Annotated in this window: 17 protein-coding genes; 5 read left to right on the top strand and 12 right to left on the bottom strand. The window is 38.9% G+C overall.

Annotation, left to right across the window (positions count from 1 at the left end; all coding sequences use genetic code 11):
* Window positions 1-6: 6 nt before the first annotated feature.
* From H6607_07870 to H6607_07860, 3 genes are read right to left on the bottom strand one after another with little or no spacing between them, the layout of a single operon-like run.
* Window positions 7-864, bottom strand: coding sequence for a hypothetical protein (locus H6607_07870; protein ID MCB9262275.1), 858 nt, complete (start codon window positions 862-864; stop codon window positions 7-9).
* 15 nt (window positions 865-879) lie between these two features.
* On the bottom strand, window positions 880-1263 hold the full coding sequence (locus H6607_07865; GenBank protein ID MCB9262274.1) for a hypothetical protein: 384 nt from the start codon (window positions 1261-1263) through the stop codon (window positions 880-882).
* A gap of 9 nt (window positions 1264-1272) precedes the next feature.
* Complete coding sequence (locus H6607_07860; GenBank protein MCB9262273.1) at window positions 1273-1992, bottom strand: hypothetical protein; 720 nt, start codon at window positions 1990-1992, stop codon at window positions 1273-1275.
* 147 nt (window positions 1993-2139) lie between these two features.
* On the opposite strand from H6607_07860, the gene H6607_07855 reads away from it, so the two are divergent.
* Complete coding sequence (locus H6607_07855) at window positions 2140-2652, top strand: hypothetical protein (GenBank protein MCB9262272.1); 513 nt, start codon at window positions 2140-2142, stop codon at window positions 2650-2652.
* Here H6607_07855 and aspS read toward each other — a convergent pair whose 3' ends face one another.
* A complete protein-coding gene (aspS, locus tag H6607_07850; protein MCB9262271.1) occupies window positions 2653-4386 on the bottom strand; it encodes an aspartate--tRNA ligase in 1734 nt (577 codons plus the stop codon).
* 105 nt (window positions 4387-4491) lie between these two features.
* On the opposite strand from aspS, the gene H6607_07845 reads away from it, so the two are divergent.
* Entirely contained in the window at window positions 4492-5739 is a 1248-nt protein-coding gene (locus H6607_07845; protein MCB9262270.1) for an aminotransferase class V-fold PLP-dependent enzyme, read from the top strand.
* On the top strand, window positions 5736-6761 hold the full coding sequence (locus H6607_07840; protein MCB9262269.1) for an AMP-binding protein: 1026 nt from the start codon (window positions 5736-5738) through the stop codon (window positions 6759-6761). Before H6607_07845 ends, H6607_07840 begins: the two co-directional genes overlap by 4 nt.
* Here the strand turns inward: H6607_07840 and H6607_07835 are convergent.
* Entirely contained in the window at window positions 6741-7871 is a 1131-nt protein-coding gene (locus tag H6607_07835; protein ID MCB9262268.1) for a hypothetical protein, read from the bottom strand. The genes H6607_07840 and H6607_07835 overlap by 21 nt on opposite strands.
* Window positions 7872-7909: 38 nt before the next feature.
* Window positions 7910-8914, bottom strand: coding sequence for a PorV/PorQ family protein (locus H6607_07830; protein MCB9262267.1), 1005 nt, complete (start codon window positions 8912-8914; stop codon window positions 7910-7912).
* Window positions 8915-8997: 83 nt separating this feature from the next.
* Between H6607_07830 and H6607_07825 the strand changes: the two genes are divergently transcribed.
* Window positions 8998-9774: a fumarylacetoacetate hydrolase family protein gene (locus tag H6607_07825; GenBank protein MCB9262266.1), complete on the top strand. Its 777-nt coding sequence runs from the start codon at window positions 8998-9000 to the stop codon at window positions 9772-9774.
* 2 nt (window positions 9775-9776) lie between these two features.
* Here the strand turns inward: H6607_07825 and H6607_07820 are convergent, their stop codons facing one another.
* The 6 genes from H6607_07820 to H6607_07795 all read right to left on the bottom strand — a co-directional run bounded on the left by H6607_07820 (window position 9777) and on the right by H6607_07795 (window position 18717).
* The gene (locus tag H6607_07820; GenBank protein ID MCB9262265.1) at window positions 9777-10997 is read right to left on the bottom strand and encodes a glycosyltransferase; all 1221 of its coding nucleotides are present in this window, start codon (window positions 10995-10997) and stop codon (window positions 9777-9779) included.
* Between the two features lie 53 nt (window positions 10998-11050).
* Entirely contained in the window at window positions 11051-12112 is a 1062-nt protein-coding gene (locus tag H6607_07815) for an NAD-dependent epimerase/dehydratase family protein (GenBank protein ID MCB9262264.1), read from the bottom strand.
* A gap of 98 nt (window positions 12113-12210) precedes the next feature.
* A complete protein-coding gene (locus H6607_07810; GenBank protein MCB9262263.1) occupies window positions 12211-13659 on the bottom strand; it encodes a PorP/SprF family type IX secretion system membrane protein in 1449 nt (482 codons plus the stop codon).
* A gap of 4 nt (window positions 13660-13663) precedes the next feature.
* On the bottom strand, window positions 13664-17140 hold the full coding sequence (locus H6607_07805) for a gliding motility-associated C-terminal domain-containing protein (protein ID MCB9262262.1): 3477 nt from the start codon (window positions 17138-17140) through the stop codon (window positions 13664-13666).
* Window positions 17141-17309: 169 nt separating this feature from the next.
* Complete coding sequence (locus H6607_07800) at window positions 17310-18188, bottom strand: 4-hydroxy-tetrahydrodipicolinate synthase (protein ID MCB9262261.1); 879 nt, start codon at window positions 18186-18188, stop codon at window positions 17310-17312.
* Window positions 18175-18717 carry a hypothetical protein gene (locus tag H6607_07795; protein MCB9262260.1) on the bottom strand — a complete coding sequence of 181 codons (543 nt, stop codon included), beginning with the start codon at window positions 18715-18717 and terminating at the stop codon, window positions 18175-18177. Before H6607_07795 ends, H6607_07800 begins: the two co-directional genes overlap by 14 nt.
* 192 nt (window positions 18718-18909) lie before the next feature.
* Between H6607_07795 and odhB the strand changes: the two genes are divergently transcribed.
* Window positions 18910-20151 (top strand): 2-oxoglutarate dehydrogenase complex dihydrolipoyllysine-residue succinyltransferase, encoded by a 1242-nt coding sequence (odhB, locus tag H6607_07790; protein ID MCB9262259.1) that lies wholly within the window; start codon window positions 18910-18912, stop codon window positions 20149-20151.
* Window positions 20152-20368 lie beyond the last annotated feature (217 nt).

Here is a 20368-nt window from a genome sequence, read left to right as displayed (position 1 = left end):
GTTTGTTTATAAATCAAACTGCCTTGAAAGGTTAAAGCCAAAATGAATGTTTCCTTTTAGCCAACTTCCTGCTGTTTGCGTAATAGCCGCTTTTTCAAAGGTAGCACGCGTGTTTGTTATGTGCAATTGAAATGTATGGTCACCCGTATTAATATCAATGCCCAGCGATAATGGATTATAATATTGCTTGCTTATTTGATTTGGCAACACATAAAAGTATTCGAGATTGGCAGTAATACCACCTGATATTTTTTGTTTTAAACCTATACCAAACGACATTACATCATTTTTAAATTGACTGGAGTCAATCAAATTGCGATGGATAAGTGTGGGCATCAACTGAGCCGAAAATTTATTAGAAAATTTTCTGGCAACCACCACTTGGTGCATAAAACCCAATTTGGAGGTAAAATAGTTTGTACGACCTGTTGGTGGGGCAATGCCATTCATGGTCATGCCAGCCACATACACGGCACTGATGGGCATATTACCAAACTTATCTATTTGTCTTAAAAATCGATATTTTACATAACCATCAAGGGTTCGTTCGAAGGTACTACGGCCAATGCCAATGTTTAAATTATCCATTATGGCATAGTCAAAACTCATTCGCATGGTGGCATTATCAAGCCCAAAAAAATTGTCATACCCACCTTTTAGCTCTCCAAAGCGATGATTGATTCTAAAGTCAAGCGTGCGTTTATCAAGCATTTCGGTGGTGTGACTGTTTACAATACGCGTACTGTAAAAGGTAAATTTTGTATATTCCGGTGGGTCTTCGTCCAACAAATCATCGGTTTGAGCAACTGAGGCATTGAAGCTAAAGAGACCAAAAAGGGCAAATAGAAGTAATCGTGATTTCATAAATTTCAATAAAAATTAGTTATTTGGTGCTCCCGCATTAATCCAAGTTTGAACTTTTAACAGGCTACAAGCACCCATTTTGGCTCCACCTTTGGGCATAAACGATGCTTTCCCGTCTTGCACTATACTCGATAGAAGTTTGCCGTTGTCAATATAGGATTTGACATTGCTGTAGCCGTCCAAATTCACGTTTCCACCAGAAGAAGCAAAAACTGTTTGATTGTGACAACCCATGCAGGCGTTGTTCAACAAAATGCCTTTTATCGTAACGCTGTAGGTAATATTGCTCGTATCGCAAGAAGTGCTGTTGGTTGGATATAACTCTTGTTCTACATCATAATAGCATGAGTAAAATACGGAAGCCATAATTGCTGAAAGTGCTAAAATTTTAATCTTCATAATCCAAAATTAATTGTTTGGTGCTCCGGCATTTATCCAAATTCGTATTTTATTGCTGGCACATGTCTCTAATGGCCCACCTGGAGGCATTGGGCTTTTTGGCCCTTGGCGAGACAGTACATTTTGAAGCGTTTTAGAATCAACCAATGATTTTATTTCTGCATAGTTGGTAATTTTCACTCCACCGCTGGCAGAGGTATTGTTATGACAACCCGTGCATGTAGCATTCACTATTGGCCAAACATCGCCAGTAAAGGTTACACTTGTTGTATCGCAACCGTTGGTGCATTTGTTGTTTTTTGCACCTTGTTGTATCCAAATTCTGATGGCATTTTTTTGTTCGGTTGTTAAACTTGCCGGTGGCGGGGGCATTACCTTGTCTGGGTCGGTTTCGGTTATTACTTCATACAGGTCGCTGCCTCCTGGGTTTCCTGCTTTTACTTTTCCGGTAGAAATTATTTTGTTATAGTCGGTTAAAATTACTCCTTCTTTGTGCGATGCTGCATCGTGGCATCCGCTTTGAGCACAGTTGCTCTGAATAAGTGGCAATATTTCATTCACAAAATAAACAGTATCAGGACTACAAGTATCCGAGTTGTGATTGTTATTGTTTCCCGTGGTATCTATTGGGTCGGGATTTACATTGTCATCTACGGGCTGATGTTTACAGTTTTCGAATAAAAAAAGTGAGACAAATGCACTAACAAGAAGTAAAAATTTGAATTTCATATACAAATAATGAGCAGCGAATTTAAAATTTTCGACAATCATTTGGAATGAATTTCAAAAAACGACAATCAAAATACAGAAGCACATGATTATGACTTTTATCATAGTTGTAATTGTGAAATATTAATCTTCTATTTTCGTAAAGCTATGTCAACAGATTTTTTAGAAATCAGGCCACGGTTTAAAAAGTTGTCGCCCGAAAACAGAGAGGTTTTGCAAAATCGTTTAAACGATTTTTTAAGTCAACCCAATGAGCAGTTATTTGGCTCAATGATAAATAATCATGCCACCATCAACATTCCGGTTGAGCAGCAACATTTTTGGTCTCCCCAGCTTGGTTTAAGTTTTGAAGATCACGAAAACGGAACCATAATTAGAGGTTTGTATGGCCCAAAACCTGTCGTTTGGCTCATGTTTATGTTTCTCTATTTTTTTCTGGGATTTGTAGTTTTGGTTGTTTTGATTGTAGCTATCTCTCGCCAAAATTTAGGTTTGTCAACCTACATTTTGTGGGTTGTTCCATTTTTATTGGGCGGAATTTTAACGCTTTGGTTTAGCGGAAAAGCCGGGAAAAAAATTGGTCACAATCAAATATATCAAATTCATGACCAAATAAAACCGTTAATATTAAAGGATGCCGTTGACTACGAAGATTGGTAATTAAATACCCAACTCTTTTCGTTGCTCTTCATTTATAGGCGATGGGGCATCAATCATCAAATCTCTACCCATATTGTTTTTGGGGAACGCAATAACATCTCTAATGGAATCCGTTCCGCTCAAAATAGCACACAACCTATCAAAGCCAAAGGCTATTCCACCATGGGGCGGTGCTCCATATTCAAAAGCATTCATCAAAAAGCCGAACTGTGCTTTGGCTTCTTCTTTTGTAAATCCTAATAAATCAAACATGGTTTGTTGAATGTTTTTATCGTGAATTCTGATGGAACCCCCACCTACTTCCATGCCGTTAATAGCCATGTCGTAGGCATTTGCCCGAATGTTTTTTGGATTGGTGTTCATCAAGTGCAAATCTTCGGGTAGCGGACTGGTAAATGGGTGATGCATAGCATGAAATCTATTGGCATCTTCATCCCACTCCAACAGCGGAAAATCAACCACCCAACAGGCTTTAAATACCTCTGGATTTCTCAAACCCTCTAATTCAGCCAAGTGCAATCGCAACTCGTTCATTTGTTTTCGGGTTTTGTGCAAATCACCACTCAGCAAAAACAACATATCTCCCGCCGAGGCATTGCATTTGTTTGCCCACATTTTAAGGGCATTTTCATCAAAAAATTTGTCCACCGAAGATTTATAGGTTCCATCTTCGTTTACCCGACAATAAATTAATCCTTTAGCACCAATTTGTGGTCGTTTAACGTAGTCGGTAATTGCATCAATGTCTTTTCGTGTAAGTTTGTTTCCACCTTCCAAATTAATGGCAATAATGGTCTCGGCACTATCAAACACTCCAAAACCTTTTCCTTGACAAACTTCGTTTAGATAATGAAACTTCATGTTGAACCTCAAATCGGGCTTGTCAGAGCCGTAGGTAGTCATGCAATATTCGTAATCCAGCACTGGAATTTCGCCCAAATCAATGTTTTTGGTTTCCGTAAAAACCGCTCGAATCATTTGTTCAAAAACATGCAAAATATCTGCCCGCTCTATAAACGACATTTCGCAGTCAATCTGGGTAAATTCCGGTTGTCTGTCTGCTCTAAAATCTTCGTCTCTAAAACATTTTACAATTTGATAGTATTTGTCAATACCCGAAACCATCAAAAGTTGTTTAAAGGTTTGTGGAGATTGAGGTAGTGCATAAAACTGGCCTTCATTTAATCTTGATGGAACCACAAAGTCTCTGGCACCTTCGGGTGTTGATTTAATGAGGTAGGGAGTTTCGACTTCGGTAAATCCTTGATTATTCAAATAATTTCGAATAGATTTATTTACGGCATGTCGCATCAACAATCGGTTTTTAACCGGATTTCTTCTGATGTCGAGATACCGATATTTCAATCGTATTTCTTCACCGCCATCGGTTTCATCTTCAATGGTAAAAGGAGGTGTTATGGCTGCATTTAAAATAGTCAGTTCTGTGGCAATTATTTCAATTTCGCCCGTTGGTATATTCGGGTTTTTGTTGCTTCGTTCTGTTACTGTTCCGGTAATTTTTACCACAAACTCGCGAGCCAACGACCGTGCGTTTTCCAACATAGTTTGGTCGTAATCTTCGTTAAAAGATAGTTGAGTAATTCCATACCTATCTCTTAAATCAATAAAAGACATACTGCCAAAATCGCGACGTTTTTGTACCCATCCGCAAAGGGTTACCGTTTGTCCGATATTAGAAATTCTTAGTTCGCCGCAGGTGTGTGTTCGAAGCATTTTTTGAGTAAAAATAAAATCATCGCAAAACAACATATAAGCGGGCTAAATAACAATAAAGGATTTAGTGAATCCACTACAATCAAAAACCATTAAATTCGCCAAATGCATGATCGAAGAAATTTTTTAAAAATGAGTGCAGTAGGTTTGGCGGGATTGGTGGCTAATCCAAATGATTTGTTGGCGGATGAATCAAAGTCAAAAAAAATGGCAACAGTAAGCTGGAAAAACATTGAGAAACAGTTTGATATTGACAAGAATATAAACTACCTCAATAATGGAACAGCAGGGTTATCACCCAAATCGGTTCAAAAAGCAGTTTTCGAACGGATGAAATATATAAACTTGCACGGCGTTTATGGAGGTTTGGAGCAAGAATTGCTCAACTCGCTGGCGGCTCATTTTGGAATAAAATCTAATGAAATAGCCCTAACCCACAATGTAACAGAAGGTATAAACATTGCCGCTTGGGCGTTGCCTTTAAAAAGTGGTGATGAGGTAATACTTACCAATCATGAGCATGTAGGAAACGCCGTGCCCTGGTTAAATCGACAGAAAAAGGATGGCATTAAAGTGGTGATGGCCGAAATAAAACCTACGGCAGAACAAACATTTGAGGAAATAAAATCAAAATGTACAGCCAAAACAAAGGTTATTGCCGTGCCACATATTACCTGCACGTTGGGTCAAATTCTTCCGGTTAAACAATTGGTAGAATTAGCCAAAAGTCGGGGAATTAAGACTTTTATTGATGGAGCCCATGGTGCGGGTATGCTTAACCTTGATTTGAAAGAATTGGGCTGCGACATGTATGCCACCTGTGGACATAAATGGATGTTGGGTCCAAAAGGAACCGGATTTGTTTACATTAACGAAGAGTTGATAAGCGAACTAAATGGCATTTTTGTAGGTGCCGGAAGCGATACCAGGTGGGATATTTCGGACGAAATGACGGCCATAGAGGATTATGTAAAAACGGGTCATCGATTTTATTATGGTACACAAAATTCGGCTCTATATGCCGGGTGGATTGAGGCCATAAATTTCTTCGAAACATTGGGACAGGACAAAGTTGAAGAGCGAATCAGAAGTTTGAACCAACACCTGTTTGAGGGTTTAAAATCTATTTCAACCATTAAAATTTTAACACCTGAGGAAACCATTAGTCGGTGCGGTGTGGTATCCTTTTTGGTTTCTAACAAGTCGGATACAGTAATGGAGCAGTTTAGAAAAGACGGATGGATTTTAAGATTTGTGGCCGAGAGCAAATTGGATTGTATTCGGGTTTCTACTCACATATACAATACTGAAAATCAAATAGATGCACTATTAGAAAAACTAAAAAATGCATGATTTGTCATTCATTTCCACTTGCAGATTCTGAAATTGAAAGTGATTTACTTCAGCTAATTAATGAATGGAATTTAAACGAATCAATCTCCATTTCTACCTCTGGAAGTACGGGGAAACCAGCGGAAATAAAACTTAAAAAAAGGCTGATTGAATGGAGTGCAACTGCCACTAAGAAGGCATTAAATCTTGCCGAAGAAAAAACACTTATTTGTATTTCAACCAATAAAATAGGTGGAAGAATGATGCTTTATCGCAGTTTTTTATTTCAATGGCCTTTTTGCATTATAGAACCCATGGCCGACCCTTTGAAGGCCATTGCCATGAACCATGATTTTACTTTTGTTAGTTTGGTGCCGTATCAATTGTCAACCATTCTTGAAAATGAGTCATCCGTTGAGAAATTGAAGCAGTTCAAAACGGTACTTATTGGAGGAGCCGCTATTCCAGAAAAACTTGAAGCCCAAATTGTTCAAATAACTCATTCTTGCAAAACCACGTTTTTTCATTCTTACGGAATGACCGAAACTGCCAGCCACATTGCGATAAGAAATATTGGAGAAGATGGATTTAAAATTTTATCTGGAGTTCATTGCTCAACAAACGAAAACAGCCAATTAATGATTTCAATTCCCGAGGCGGATATCCAAATAATTACGAATGATTTAGTAAAACTGCACGATGGAAGAATCTATTTAAACGGTAGGGTAGATGAGGTAATAAATAGCGGTGGAGTAAAGTTAAACATAAAAGATTTGGAAACCAGATTAGAAAAATGGCATGTCGAAAATAACATCAATTTGAGATTCTTTTTATGGAAACAGTCAGACGAAAAATTGGGTGAAAGGCTCATTTTTGTTGGGCTTAACAGAGATAAATCAAATTGTAAAAAAGAATCCTTTTTGATTTTTGACAAATTCGAAATACCCAAAAATACATATTGGGTCAATGATTTTGAAATGACTGAAAGCGGTAAAATTGATAAACGAAGAACTGTTGAAAAATTAGTCGAAATCAGAGGTTAGCTTAAACCTCAAAACCCTTCCGTTTCCGGCATCAGCAACATAAACAACCTTGTTTTTGTATGCCACACCCATAGGCTGGTTAAAATTCATCAGGCCTTCTCCTTTTCCACCAAAAGATACATTGATGTATTGGGTGCTGCTATAGCCCGGCGGTGGTTTTACGCCTTCATTTCCATTTAAAGAAAATAAATAAAGCGAATCTTTTTTGCTGTCAGTTATAAAAATGTGGTTTGTTCCATCGCCGGCCAATGCCAAACCTTGTGGCGACTCAAAACGGTTTGGGTAGGTCAAAAAGTTGTCGGCTTCATCTTCATTATGAGGCATTACACGAGGTTTATAGCTGGCACCAAACTCCGTTTCTATAAATTCGATGTATCCGGCTTTTATGCTTCTGTCTGGCGAAATCATGGTAAACAAAAAATCATTTCCACCATTGGCAGATATTTGAGGTGGTTGCACGGTTGTTGTCAACCCAAACGGTTTTTTAAAATATTCTCTATCCAACCCACCTTGCACCTCAATAGTTACCGGAGATACAAATACATCTTGTTGGTTAAACAACAAAATGGCATCATCTGGGCCATCAAATTGGTTGCTTCCTAAACCCGTTCTACTCACATAATAACGGTTGTCCTCCAAAATGCCAATTCGGTTGAATTTAACCGAGGCATCAGTGCCCGAAAAAGTGGCTTTATAATAAAATGGATGAACTATTTCGTTTACAATTTTTGCGTGATTTATTCCATAACCATTTGCACCTAAAAGGTCGATGCGATAGATGCAAGTGAGCTTGTATTCCAGACCCGAAATGGTATCAGTTTTGGTGCCAATGGCCAACAAATTAAGCCTTCTATCCTGTGCCACAGAGGTAACTCCTTGAACGTGAAATCTTCCTAATTCTCTTCCCGATTCATCCAACGAAATTATTTCTTCGGTGGCTTCATCCACCACGTATAAAAGTTCGTCAAATCCTGAAAGAATATCTACGGGACGTTGAAAAGTATTGAGTACAGGTTGAATGGGAACATAGGCTATATCCCGAATCTGGAAGTCCGGTTTTTCGATAAAATCGAGTTCTGTTTTTTTACCAAAGAAACCATCGCAACTCATTAATAAAGAAGACAACAAAAATAAATAGACGACCTTTTTCATTCTCTCTTCATTTTATTGATAAAAAGCTGAACACCAAAACAATGTTGCGAACCCATGTAGTTTGTCGGGTTCAAGCCATAGTTTATAAACAATGGATGAACGCCCATTTTAGATTTGTATTGAAATCCGAATGTAGGCCAAGACTGGCCTTTAACGCTGAGCTTGTAACCTGTTTGAACAGATAACAATTCCTTAAAGGAGTATTCAAAACCAAACCGAATATTCTCTGCATTGTCGTTTGGATTGCTCAACTGCATGGCTGCAGTTATCAAATGATCATCTTTTTTATAAGCATCTATACAGAATCCGAGCTTGAAAGTTGTAGGCAATGAATACCGCCCTACTAAGTAGTTATTTCGGTTGTAATCTACTGCAATGGTTTCACCTTTTATGGCTGAACTCCCGCCAAAATTTTGTACGGCCACGGCAAATCGAAGGTTTCTAAAATCTGTTTGATATAAAAAGCCAACATCTACTGCCGCTGTGCTATTGTTGTAGGTTTGCATGGTCTCGTAAATATATTTTAAGCCCACACCAAGACTAAACATGGTGGTAAGTTTAAGCGAATAATTTGCTGTAAGGGCATTTTGGCTCATGCTAAAATACTGGCCAGTGCCATCGGGTTGAAATTCGGTTCTCACTTGCATTTGTCCGCTGTTTAACGAATTAAGTGTAAAACCCAACATGGCATCCGATTTAAGCCGATGCTGGTAGCTCAAAAACGATTGCTGAATGCCTGCCCCAATCATCAAATGGCTCAATCCAAACCCACTTTCAGTCATTCGGGCAATGGCTGCAGGATTTGTATTTGACGAATAACCATCCTTGTCGTTGGCTACACTTGCACCAGCCATTCCAATAGAGCGTGGGTTTAAGTCATTTTTTAGAAAACTAAGGGTTGATAGGCCAGCACGCTGTCCGCCGAAATTGGGCAGAAGTTGAGCTTTTGACACTGATGCCGCAACACAAAAAACGATAGTAAAGCACAATTTGACTCTCATGCGAGGGCAAAGTTATTGAATTTATATTGTGATGATGTTATTATTTGAAGTGGTATAGTTCTATGTTTGCCAAAACTGTTTACATGACAACGGAAATATTAATTGCGGCAGAAATTCTTTGGAATGCTGAAAAATACCATACACCATGCCCTCCCATTCGGGAAATTATTGGAGGTGAAAATCAAGAATTGGCCTATCAGGTACAACAAATAAACGTTCGGAAAAAAATTGAAAATGGTTCAAGAATAGTCGGCAAAAAAATTGGACTAACATCATTTGCCGTTCAAAAACAATTGGGTGTCAATCAGCCGGATTTTGGAATGCTTTTTCACGATACTCAAATTGTGAATGGGGTAGAAGTATTGATGAAGGACTTAATGCAACCCAAGGCTGAGGCTGAAATTGCCTTTGTCTTAAAAAATGATTTAACAAAAGATTTTACGCTGGAAAATTTGATTGAATCGATTGATTATTGTTGTGCTTCTATCGAAATTGTAGGAAGCCGAATTGAAAATTGGAACATAAAAATAACCGACACCATTGCCGATAATGCCAGTGCAAGCCATTTTATTTTAGGAGAAAAGAAATTGCCACTGTCTGAAATTGATTTGGTTAATTGTAAAATGAAGCTCTTTAAAAACGGGGAGCTGGCGAGCGAAGGCAATGGAAAGGCTTGTATGGACAATCCTCTAAATGCGGCATTGTGGCTGGCTGAAGTTATGGCAAAAAACGGAACACCATTGCAAAAAGGAGAAATATTGCTGTCGGGGGCATTAGGCCCTATGGTTTCGTTTGAGAAAGGAGATGAAATTTTGGCTGAAATAGATGGTTTTGATGCGGTTAGTTTTAGAGTGAAATAAAATTATTTCAACACTGCTTTGGCATAATTTTCCCAACTAAGATCCTTCGCTACCTCCGCCACATTCTTTCGGGGTAGTGGCTCATCAATGAATTTTTCCATCATTTTGGCCATTGACTCTATATCTTGGTCTTCAGCCAAATAGCCATTAAATCCATGTTTTACCGTTTCGGGGAAATGGCCAACTTTGGTAGCCAAAATGGGTAGCTCAAAATTATAGCTCAAACTTTCGATGCCAGATGGAGTTGCGGTAAGATAATACAGAACAACACAGTCGCTTACCTGAAAATATTTATGTACATCCTCGTTTGGAATAAATTCATTGAAAACAATGCATTTGTCTTTTATTCCCAATTTGTCAATCAAATCAAGTGGTTTGTAATCTTGTTCGTTATCCTGTTTTGATAAAAACAATTTTTTGGCTGTTCCAAAAAGCACGTTTTTCAATTTTGTTGACCACTTGCTGTTGTCTAAAGTATTCCAAAACGATTCTCCGCAAATTAATAAACTGACATCGTCTCGATGTTCAGCCATCTTAGCAAAGGCCTCTATGGTTTGGTGTAAACCTTTGTATTTTCTTATAAATCCAAAAAATAAAAAAACGTGTTTTCTTAGATTGTTTTCTTTCTTGAATTGTTCAATATCAAAGTTTTTATCGGGCTGAAAAAGGTCGTAGATAGGATGGTAGAGTTTTACAACTGTTTGAGTGTTTTTGTCCTGATTTCGGGTTCCGTCATATACCAAATCAAACTTTTTGGTTGGGTAAAAATCTTTCAGTTCGTTAAAAGTTTTAAGACTGTGTACTATGTAGGTGTGGGCTTTTCCGATGCCAATGGCCAACATAAATCGATCAATTTTGCTTTTTTCTTTCTGTAAAACAAAATGTAAATCAACCACTATTTCTATGTTAGAATTTCGTCGAAGCCAGTTAATAATTCTTCCCAAAGGCAAACCCTGAATGGCAATAGACCACTGAATAATCATTTTGTCGGCACCCAGATTTTTGATGTATCTGGCTGTTTTAAACCAGCTAAACGGATTGTTGTAGTTGGTTAAATAGGTAACCTCAATATTGGTTCCTTTCAAAAAGTCGGCCTTGCTTGTCTTGTCCACAAATTCGCGTGGCACAATGGCCGGATACTGCTGTGTCCAAGATACAATATGGACTTTCGTATCGGGTTGTCTGTCGAGAGCTTTGGCAAGTGACGTATTGTAATTGCTCATCCCACCTTTAAACTTGGGCCCAGGGCCAAAACAAACAACGGTTTTTGTCATTATCAGGTGTTATTTTTTACTCCGGCTTTTGCTCTTTCAAGTGCTTTTTCATACACCCTTCGCATACCTTCTTCTGTGCTAATTTTGGCTTCCCAGCCCAATTTTTCTTTTACAAAATCCATGTTGCAGTATCTGCTATGAACGCCAACTGGTTTGTCGGTAAGAGCTTTTATTTCGGGATTGTAGCCTGCAAACTTGGTAAATAAACCAATAATTTCTCTAAACGAAGTAAGCTTGCCCATACCAATATTGATGGCTGTGCCGTCATGAATTTTGTCCATTGCCAACAAAATACAATCAATAACATCTTGAATATGAACAAAATCACGACCTTGATAGCCTGTTCCCCATACCTCGAAAGGTTCCTCCTTATATGCGGCTCTAAGTGCAATTGCAGGTATGGGATAGCTCAAATCTTGATCTTCGCCATAACCAGAAAAGGGTCGGATGCAGGTAACTTTTACATCGTAATATTTGGCGGCAATATGTGCAAGATACTCACCTGTTAGTTTGCACCAACCGTAGGTCATATCGGGTTGACCCATGTTGTTAAAATCTATGTCAGATTCTCTCAACGCAATGGCAGATTCTTCTGTTTGTTTACTAACGGGATAGGCCGCACTGCTGCTCGGATAAAGCACTCTATCAGGTTTGTTGGTGCATACCCACTGAAAAAATTCGGCATCAATACTTAAATCCTGAGCCACCATCATGGGGTCTCCATCAATTTTCAATCTACCTCCTACAATAGCTGCAAAATGAAATACGTCATTGAATCTCTCAAAGTCAAACCCGAATTGTTTAAAGTAGGAAGTATCTCTTTGAAAATTTCGAATTACATCTCGAACGTCGCATTCAAAGAACAGAACCCGACGATCTTCACCGTATATTTTTGCTCCATTAATAGTATCGACGAGGGGCTGGTCGAACCATGTTTCGGGCTCGGTGCCAATAGATAAATCGTCCACTAAAACGATGTTGTCGTTGGTAGTATCGAAAAGTCTTCTTGCCATGTTGCGACCAACAAAACCGCAACCCCCGGTAATAAAGTGTGTTTTTGTCATTCTACTTTTTTCGGAAATCAAAATCCGATATTTAATCGACAGCAAAGATAGGAATTTGATTCTGAGTTCTTATTGTAGGTTCAGAATCTACCTTCGTATTATTTCAGTGTTTTAACCCAAAGTTTAACATTGTTCTTAGAATTGTTTCTGGCATATTCCGCCGCCTCTTCTTTAAAGTAGTATTTGCCTAAATGAACATAGTATGTTCCATTTTCTTTATTGTAGTGCATGTATGGGCTATAGCCTTTATTTACTAATTGATTAAAATAAATGGTGGCATTGCTTTCGGTAGAAAATGCTCCTGCTACCACAATAAACTCGCCAGGAGTGCGTGTGCCTGAGTTGTCTGAACCTTCAGTTGCAGGTGTGGTATTTGTTGAAGGAGTTGGAGTAGATGTTGTAGTTTTTGTTGTGTTCGACCCGGAAGAACTCGTTTTTGTTGTGGTAGTCTCGGTTGTTTTTGCGGAATTTTGGTTTTTTTCTACAACATATACCGTGTCTCTTTTTGCGGTTTTATTGCCCACTTCAGCTACTTTCGACTCAAGTTCTTTTATCCTTAATTCTTGTTCTTTATCTTTTTGTGCCTGTTCATCGGCCATTTTTTTCTGAATTTCTGCCAATTTTTTGTCTTCATTTCCTGAAGAATTTCCATAATCAAGGCTGGAACCAACAAGCACTTCATGCGTGCCGCCCAATGCCGAGCTGTATTGCCCAGTTGACCAATCGTATGAATATCCGAATCGAACTTTTTCGGCAATTTTCAAACCTCCCATTGCCGAAACCCCATAGCCCTGACGGATTGCTGCACCCAACCAACCTTTTTTCATCCAGTCGGCCATTACATTAAAATCAAACTGACCAGGAGCGTTTTTGGCTCTTCTATACAGCAGAAGTGGTTGAATCTTTAGATTATCATTCACCCAAATATCATAAGAGGTTATCAAATTAAAATGATTCAACATGTCGTATTTTACGTTGGTTTGTTGATGGTCGGTAAAATCTTGTGAGTTGCTTAAAAACTGTGGCACTGAAAAACCCAACTGAAAACCGTTTGATTTGAAATTGGCTCCAAAAGCGGCATCAACAATTGCACCTGGTCTGCTGTTGAGCAACGCTAAATTGGGGTCATTAGGGTCGGTGGTAATAAAATTGTTTGTATTAAATCGATTGTTTATTACCCCCAAGGCAAAGCCCAAAGATAGCTTGTTTTCGTTGCCTAATGGTATATGATAAGCGTAGTTTCCATAAGCTGTTTGTCTTGTTTGAAGCAAGTTTCCATCGCTTACCAAAGAAAGACCCAAACCCACCTTGGACTCACCAATTAAACCTTGAACAGCGAGACCACCAGTGTTAAAACCGTTGGTTTTTGAGTATTGTTTTCTTCCGAATAGATTCCAATCTGTTACCTCATTTTCTCCAGCCATAGCCGGATTATACATGAACTTGTTAAAATAGAATTGTGAATACAACGGCGTTTGTTGTGCATTTGCTATATGCCCGAATAGGCAAACTGAAATGAAAATGACTGTTTTAAAAATTCGTTTCATTGTGTTATCTAATAATTTGTAGTGGTCCGCTTAATGGTTCAAAAAGGTTGCTTCCGCTTATGATATATAAATAGGTGCCATCCGGCAAAGGTTCTCCCTTATAGGTGCCATCCCAATCGTGTTTGTATTGGGTAGATTTATAAACCTCTCGTCCCCACCTATTTATCACCGTAACCGTGGTATTTTCAATATCCGGCACAGAACTCAAATCCCAAACATCATTAATACCATCCTTGTTAGGAGTTATTAAATTTGGTACCTGAATGGCTGAGGGAATACCTACTTCGACCAAAACTGAATCAATGGCAGAGCAGCCGTTGGTATCAAAAACGGTCAAATAAAAGGTTGTGGTTGTCGAAGGTTTGGCGTTTGTAATGGCAGAGGTAGGATTGTCAATATCATCTACCGGAGACCAGTTGAAAGTGTTGCCACTACCCGATCCTCTTAGCACTGCGGTTGAACCAAAATCTATAAATGTATCTTTTCCAGCATTGGCGATAGCAGCAGGAACCAAATTAACCGTTATCTCATCAATACCCCAACACATATTGCCGCTGTATGCCAGCAGAGAATATTTTCCAGGGCTGCTTATTTTGGTTGTTGAATCGGTAGAACCATCGCTCCATTCGTAACTATATAACCCTGAGTTGGCATGAACCATTATTGTATCTCCAGCACAAAGTGTGATGGGCGAAGCTGGATTAAATCGAAGTTTAACAGAATCACCGTAAACAACTGTTTTTGTAATGGAATCTTTACATCCATTACCGCTTTCTACCACTAATTTGGCCAGATACTTACCCGCTGCCGGGAAGTTTGTCAATACCGGATTTGTTGCGTAATCAGTACTATTAATAGTCCATTTTCGACTATTAATCGTTTCTCCGGAAGCTATTGTGCTTGTATCAACAAAAATGCAAACGTTAGGGTAGCAAAACATTTCATCCCTAAAAGCCGCTTTCGGTTTTGGATAAATGGTAATGTCTTTTTGAATAGTTGCAGTAGCAGACGCATCGTCAGTAATTTTTAGGGTTATTTTGTAAGTACCCGGATTCAAATAAGTATAATTAGGGTTTAGCAAATTAGAAGTATCGGCATTGGTGGCGGTATCACCAAAATTCCATTCATATTTTATAATAGTAGAACCAATGGCTACCGAGTTGTTTACAAAATTCACACCATTACCAAAGCAACCATTTGGAGCATCAAAGGCAGCCGTTAAATTGGCTTTCCCCAGTCTATTTTTGCCTGTTTTATCATTGGCCAAAGAGACACTTCGAATATAGGTTCCGGCAGCTGTGCTGAGTATTGTTCCATTGTTGTTTGATGTCCCGGTTCCTCCAATATTTTGCCACACACCACCGTTTTCTTCGGCAAGCCTTAAAGTAGTAGCTTCACTCGCTTCGTCATTGTGAACCGCAGTTGAGTAGGTGCCTAAATAGCTGATATTGTCGAACATCAAATTTTGTTGCGTTTTTATATCCCAATAATGGATTTCTGAAACGTGTGAAATGCCTCCAGATGTTGGGTAAGTGGGTGTGTTTCCGTTTATAAGCTCCGCTCTTACTTTGTCCCAAGAGCCAACAACGCTGTTTTGTAGAAAAACACGTAAAGAACGTTTGTCTTGCATATCGCCTATCGGAAAGAAAAGGGTGTCATTGTTTCGTGTTTGAATTACCACCTCTAAGGGGCCAATTACATAACTAGAGTTGGCGGCAGAAACTCCCGTGTTTCCTCGTTGATTCATATAGGTTCCAACTGAAACAAAACCATTTGATGCATCCAAGATACCAGAATTTAGATGTAAAAAACTCTTGGTATTCAAACTATCTATGAGGGTTACTTTTTCGGTGGCACCCACAGCCAAATCCAACCCGTTAACAGAATTGTTGGTATGAGATTGTAAGGTAATCTTTTTGGTAATCAGTACATCTTCAAAGGTGTTGATGTTTTGAATATGAATAAATCCGTTTTGCTCCACTTTATCCAATGCCAAATTTATGTTCACGTTTCCGTCATTGCCAGAAACATAGGCGGTGGAGTCTTTAAACCGAATATATGCAAATGGGTCAAAATCTAAAAAATGAAAAAGCTTGTCTTCAATCGCGAAGTTTTCTGTGTGGGTACTGGTTTTTCCGGTTTTTCCATTAAAAGTACAGTTGCGTGCATCAATATCATTGCTACTAACTAGTAAACCATTGGCATACGAAAGTTGAATATAATAGTTAACAATATTGGTAAAGGCTGTGTTTGAAGGATTTAAATCCACCATTCCTTTAAGATGTATCCCGTTTCCACAATCTTTAATTTTGTTGCCAACAGATTTCAAGAAAGTGTAGTTGGAATCTGAGAAAACCTCTATGGCCGTTTCAAGACAATCATTAAAAACGTTGTTGGTCATAAAAATACTGTCTATTCGACTCTGAATAAATGAGGTCATAGAAACAACGCCCTGATTGCAATTTTGAATAGTATCTTCTATTAAACTACGCTCGGCAAAATCATTATTCATCATCGAAATGGCCGTTTGAAAGTCGTCTAAGTTGTTTTTTCGGATTTCCAAAACATTGATTCCTTGGCAGTTTTGAACAAGAATGCCATTATTTGCCGTGGTATTATTCCACCCTTTAAAATGGTTTTTATCCAAATAAATATTCGATGTATTTCCGGTTAAAGCGGTCAATAAAATTCCTGTTCCGCTAATGAGAAATGTGTTTGATGAAATCTCGATGGTTTCTCCACCATTGTTTGTGAAATTGTAAAATACCACACCGGTATTTCCGGCATCGAGCGTATTGCCCAAAATTTTGGCATAAAACCCGTTTCCACACGAAATGATTGCGGAATTAGAGCCAAAATTGAACATAAAATTGGAAGTAAAAATATTACCACTGTTGGCATTGTTTAGATCACCAACAGCAACTATACCACTGTTGTTGAAATTAGCAACAATGTTGTTGGCTATTCGCAAATCACTAAAAGCACCGATGACCGAAATGGCGTTTGATAAATCAATATCTTGGCCATTTACATTATTTCCGCTGCTTAAGGCCGTGTTATTTCCGTTAATATAAAATCCGTCAAACCAAACATTGTTTGACAGAATTTGGATTAAGGTATTGGAACCACTGACTGGGGTGGACAAATCTGTTGCGGCAGGCAAAAGTTTAGCCTCAGATGTTCGGGAGGCAATGTTGCCAATTCCGGCATTAGGACCCAAAAAGGTCAACGCCTTATCTATAATGAGACCGCCCACATAGTTTCCGGGTGCCACCACAATACTATCGCCGTTGTTGGCCATAGAAATTGCGAAATCAATGGTTTGATAAGGGCCCATTCCAGGACCGCCAGATGTTGCTGATTGTCCGTTGTTGGCATTATCTCCTGTAGAGATATTAACATACCATTTTTGCTGAGCTACGGCTTTCTGTGAAAAAATAAGTGCCGCACAAACAGTAAAGAAATGAAGTAATTTATTCAACGATTTCATGAAATAATTAATAAAAATAAGGTCAAACTCCAATAGGATTCGACTGTCGAAATTAGACCTTATGATTGAGAAAAGGAAATAAACACCCCGCGAAGATGATTAATTGACCCACCTATGAAATTTTGTTGTACAAAAAAAAAGACGATGAGTCTTTTGAAAATCAGGCTTTATATTTCGCCATCAACGTTTTCAATTTATCTTCCACCTCGGGCAAAACAGGATGCAATGGAGCCCGCATAAAATCATTACAAATGCCCATATTTTTTAATACCGCTTTTATTCCGCCTGGGTTTCCATCGTCAAATATTGCATTCATTAAAGGAAGCAGACGATAATGCAGATAGCGGGCATTTTCAAAATTATTTTCGAGGGCGTATCGCACCATTTGGCTAAACTCTTTCGGGTAAGCATTGCCAATAACCGAAATTACGCCAACCATGCCGGCGGCAATATAGGGCAAGGTGAAATTGTCATCACCGGAAATTACTAAAAATTCTGCTGGCTTTTGGCGAATAAGTTTCATGCAATGATCTAAATTGCCAGAAGCTTCTTTGATGGCAATAATGTTTGGATGTTCTGCTAATTTTAAAATAGTATCCAAAGCCATCATGCTGCCTGTTCGGCCCGGCACATTATATAAAATAATTGGAGCTTTGGATGCATCGGCAAGCTGGGTGTAGTGGTCAACCAATCCGGCTTGGTTTGGTTTGTTGTAATATGGACTGGCCGATAAAATGGCTGAAACACCCGTGTAATCAAATGATTTCATTCGCTCAACAACTGATTTGGTGTTGTTTCCAGCAATTCCAAAAACGACAGGAATTCGGTTTTCGTTGGTGGTTTGAACCGTTTCTAATATGCGTTGTTGTTCAAAATCACTAATGGTCGGATTTTCTCCGGTAGTTCCCATTACCACCAAATAGTTTATTCCGTTGCTTACCAAATGTTCAGTAAGTTTTTTTAAGGCTTCAAAGTCAACTTCTAAATTGTCTGTAAATGGCGTTATCATTGCCACACCCGTTCCTCTATATTTTTCCATTTCCAAAATTCTTTATGTAGTTCAATATTTCGTCGGTAAAAACCAATAAATCATCATGATTTGATTTTAACATGAGGTCAAAACAAAATGAATATTGCGGCAGGTAAGAACCCACTCTAAACTTGGCTTCCGATAAAGAACTTAATCCCAACAAAGGTAAACATGTTGGAGGGTATATATTCAGCAAAAAATCAAATTTTTTATCCGTAAATCTTATAAACTCTGATTTGTGGGGCAGTTTAAAGCTGTCCAAATGCTTGTTGCAAAAAAAATCTGCACTTGATGTTGGTATTAAATGTGTGTTCAGTTGTTTGTCGTCAAAATATCCAAAACTGATAAGCTTTAGGTGATTTTCTTCACAAAATATTTTCAGTTTTTTTAGAATTGCCTCGCATTGTTCATGTTCTGCCAAATACAAAACTGCAAGGGTTGTTGCCTTTTTGACGGGTGTAAATTCTCTGACGGCAAATACCGTTTTGCTCTGCTTTAGCAAAAACTTTCTTTTAATATTTTCAATAAATTTACGCATGAAGCATTGCTGGCAAATCTCGCAAAAATTGAAAGTTTAATAGCAAAGGTCTGCCAAATTTTATTGCCTTTTTTTTGAAAAAAAATCATTGTTGTTGTTTCTCCTATTTTTTGCAAGCGATAATTATGAACCTTTTGAAAATCAATTTACCAAACCGTTTTTTATAAATTTGCTGCGTTAAAAAATAAATATATGGCTGTAGAGCTTAAAATACCTTCTGTGGGCGAATCGGTAACAACGGTAACCATTAGTAGTTGGTTAAAAAACGATGGTGACTATGTTGAAATGGATGAGGCAGTTGCCGAATTGGAATCCGAAAAAGCCACTGTTGAGTTGAATGCCAGCCAAGCGGGGATTCTTAAAATAATGGTTGGTGCCGGAGAGGATGTTGAAGTGGGTTCAGTAGTAGCCAGTATTGACATTTCGGCCAAAGCTCCGGAAAAGAAATCGGAACCAAAGGTTGGAGAAAATAAAGCAGAACCAAAAGCTGAAAAGCAGGCGGAAGATAAGGCTCAACCCCAAGCAGAGCCTGCCAAATCTAACTATGCCGAAGGTAGCCCATCTCCGGCTGCACGCAAAATATTAGTCGAAAAAGGCATTTCTACCTCTTCCGTTTCAGGAAGTGGCCGTGGCGGAAGAATAACCAAAGCAGATGCTTTGTCTGCCAAATTGGGTAGTGGAGCTGGCTACATTGTTCAAAACAATGGTAGGAATGAGAACCGTGAAAAAATGTCGAATTTGCGTAAAGCGGTTTCTCGACGATTGGTGGCTGCCAAAAATGAAACGGCTATGCTTACTACCTTTAACGAAGCCAACATGAAGCCAATCATGGATATCAGAGCCAAATACAAAGACAAATTTAAAGAAACACATGGCGTTAGTCTTGGCTTTATGAGCTTCTTTGCGAGAGCTTGTGTGTTGGCGTTGCAAAAATATCCGGCGGTAAATGCATGCATTGATGGCAATGAGGTAATTTATCACGATTTTATTGATATTTCCATCGCCGTTTCTGGCCCAAAGGGTTTGATGGTTCCGGTTATCAGAAATGCCGAATCAATGCAAATGCATGAGTTAGAGAACGAGGTGATGCGATTGGCCATCAAAGCTCGAGACGGAAAACTTTCGATTGAGGAGATGACAGGTGGAACGTTTACCGTATCAAATGGTGGAGTTTTCGGCAGCATGATGAGTACGCCAATTATAAACCCACCACAATCAGCTATTTTGGGTATGCACAACATTATTGAGCGACCCGTGGTAGAAAACGGACAAATCGTAGCTCGCCCAATGATGTATTTGGCCTTGAGCTATGACCACCGAATTATTGACGGACGAGAATCGGTTGGTTTTTTGGTAACAGTTAAAAACTTACTCGAAAATCCGGAGCAACTGCTTGGTGGCAAACCTGCCGTTGAGTCGCTTTTGGATTTGTAATTCTTTTTGAGTGAGCCACCCCTATTGACGATACATTTTTTCGTCATGCAGACGCTTGCCGCTGCATCCCAGTTTCTCGGTGTTCGCCTTAGCGAGTCGTGGTTAACCGCAGAGGCACAGAGTTTTTCCACAAAGGTCACAAAATCAGCACCTGTATTAATAGGCTTGCCGCTGCTCTATCTTTTTAACTTTGAGATTCTTCGGACTACGTCCTCTG

The organism is Flavobacteriales bacterium, from assembly GCA_020635395.1.
GTDB lineage: Bacteria > Bacteroidota > Bacteroidia > NS11-12g > UBA9320 > UBA987.
This window is presented reverse-complemented; position numbering and strand designations above follow the sequence as displayed.

Excerpts from the sequence above, each read along its gene's own strand:
- H6607_07870 (MCB9262275.1), bottom strand. The coding sequence starts at position 864 with ATGAAATCACGATTACTTCTATTTGCCCTTTTTGGTCTCTTTAGCTTC.
- H6607_07865 (MCB9262274.1), bottom strand. The coding sequence starts at position 1,263 with ATGAAGATTAAAATTTTAGCACTTTCAGCAATTATGGCTTCCGTATTT.
- H6607_07860 (MCB9262273.1), bottom strand. The coding sequence starts at position 1,992 with ATGAAATTCAAATTTTTACTTCTTGTTAGTGCATTTGTCTCACTTTTT.
- H6607_07855 (MCB9262272.1), top strand. The coding sequence starts at position 2,140 with ATGTCAACAGATTTTTTAGAAATCAGGCCACGGTTTAAAAAGTTGTCG.
- aspS (MCB9262271.1), bottom strand. The coding sequence starts at position 4,386 with ATGCTTCGAACACACACCTGCGGCGAACTAAGAATTTCTAATATCGGA.
- H6607_07845 (MCB9262270.1), top strand. The coding sequence starts at position 4,492 with ATGCATGATCGAAGAAATTTTTTAAAAATGAGTGCAGTAGGTTTGGCG.
- H6607_07840 (MCB9262269.1), top strand. The coding sequence starts at position 5,736 with ATGATTTGTCATTCATTTCCACTTGCAGATTCTGAAATTGAAAGTGAT.
- H6607_07835 (MCB9262268.1), bottom strand. The coding sequence starts at position 7,871 with ATGAGTTGCGATGGTTTCTTTGGTAAAAAAACAGAACTCGATTTTATC.
- H6607_07830 (MCB9262267.1), bottom strand. The coding sequence starts at position 8,914 with ATGAGAGTCAAATTGTGCTTTACTATCGTTTTTTGTGTTGCGGCATCA.
- H6607_07825 (MCB9262266.1), top strand. The coding sequence starts at position 8,998 with ATGACAACGGAAATATTAATTGCGGCAGAAATTCTTTGGAATGCTGAA.
- H6607_07820 (MCB9262265.1), bottom strand. The coding sequence starts at position 10,997 with ATGAGCAATTACAATACGTCACTTGCCAAAGCTCTCGACAGACAACCC.
- H6607_07815 (MCB9262264.1), bottom strand. The coding sequence starts at position 12,112 with ATGACAAAAACACACTTTATTACCGGGGGTTGCGGTTTTGTTGGTCGC.
- H6607_07810 (MCB9262263.1), bottom strand. The coding sequence starts at position 13,659 with ATGAAACGAATTTTTAAAACAGTCATTTTCATTTCAGTTTGCCTATTC.
- H6607_07800 (MCB9262261.1), bottom strand. The coding sequence starts at position 18,188 with ATGGAAAAATATAGAGGAACGGGTGTGGCAATGATAACGCCATTTACA.
- H6607_07795 (MCB9262260.1), bottom strand. The coding sequence starts at position 18,717 with ATGCGTAAATTTATTGAAAATATTAAAAGAAAGTTTTTGCTAAAGCAG.
- odhB (MCB9262259.1), top strand. The coding sequence starts at position 18,910 with ATGGCTGTAGAGCTTAAAATACCTTCTGTGGGCGAATCGGTAACAACG.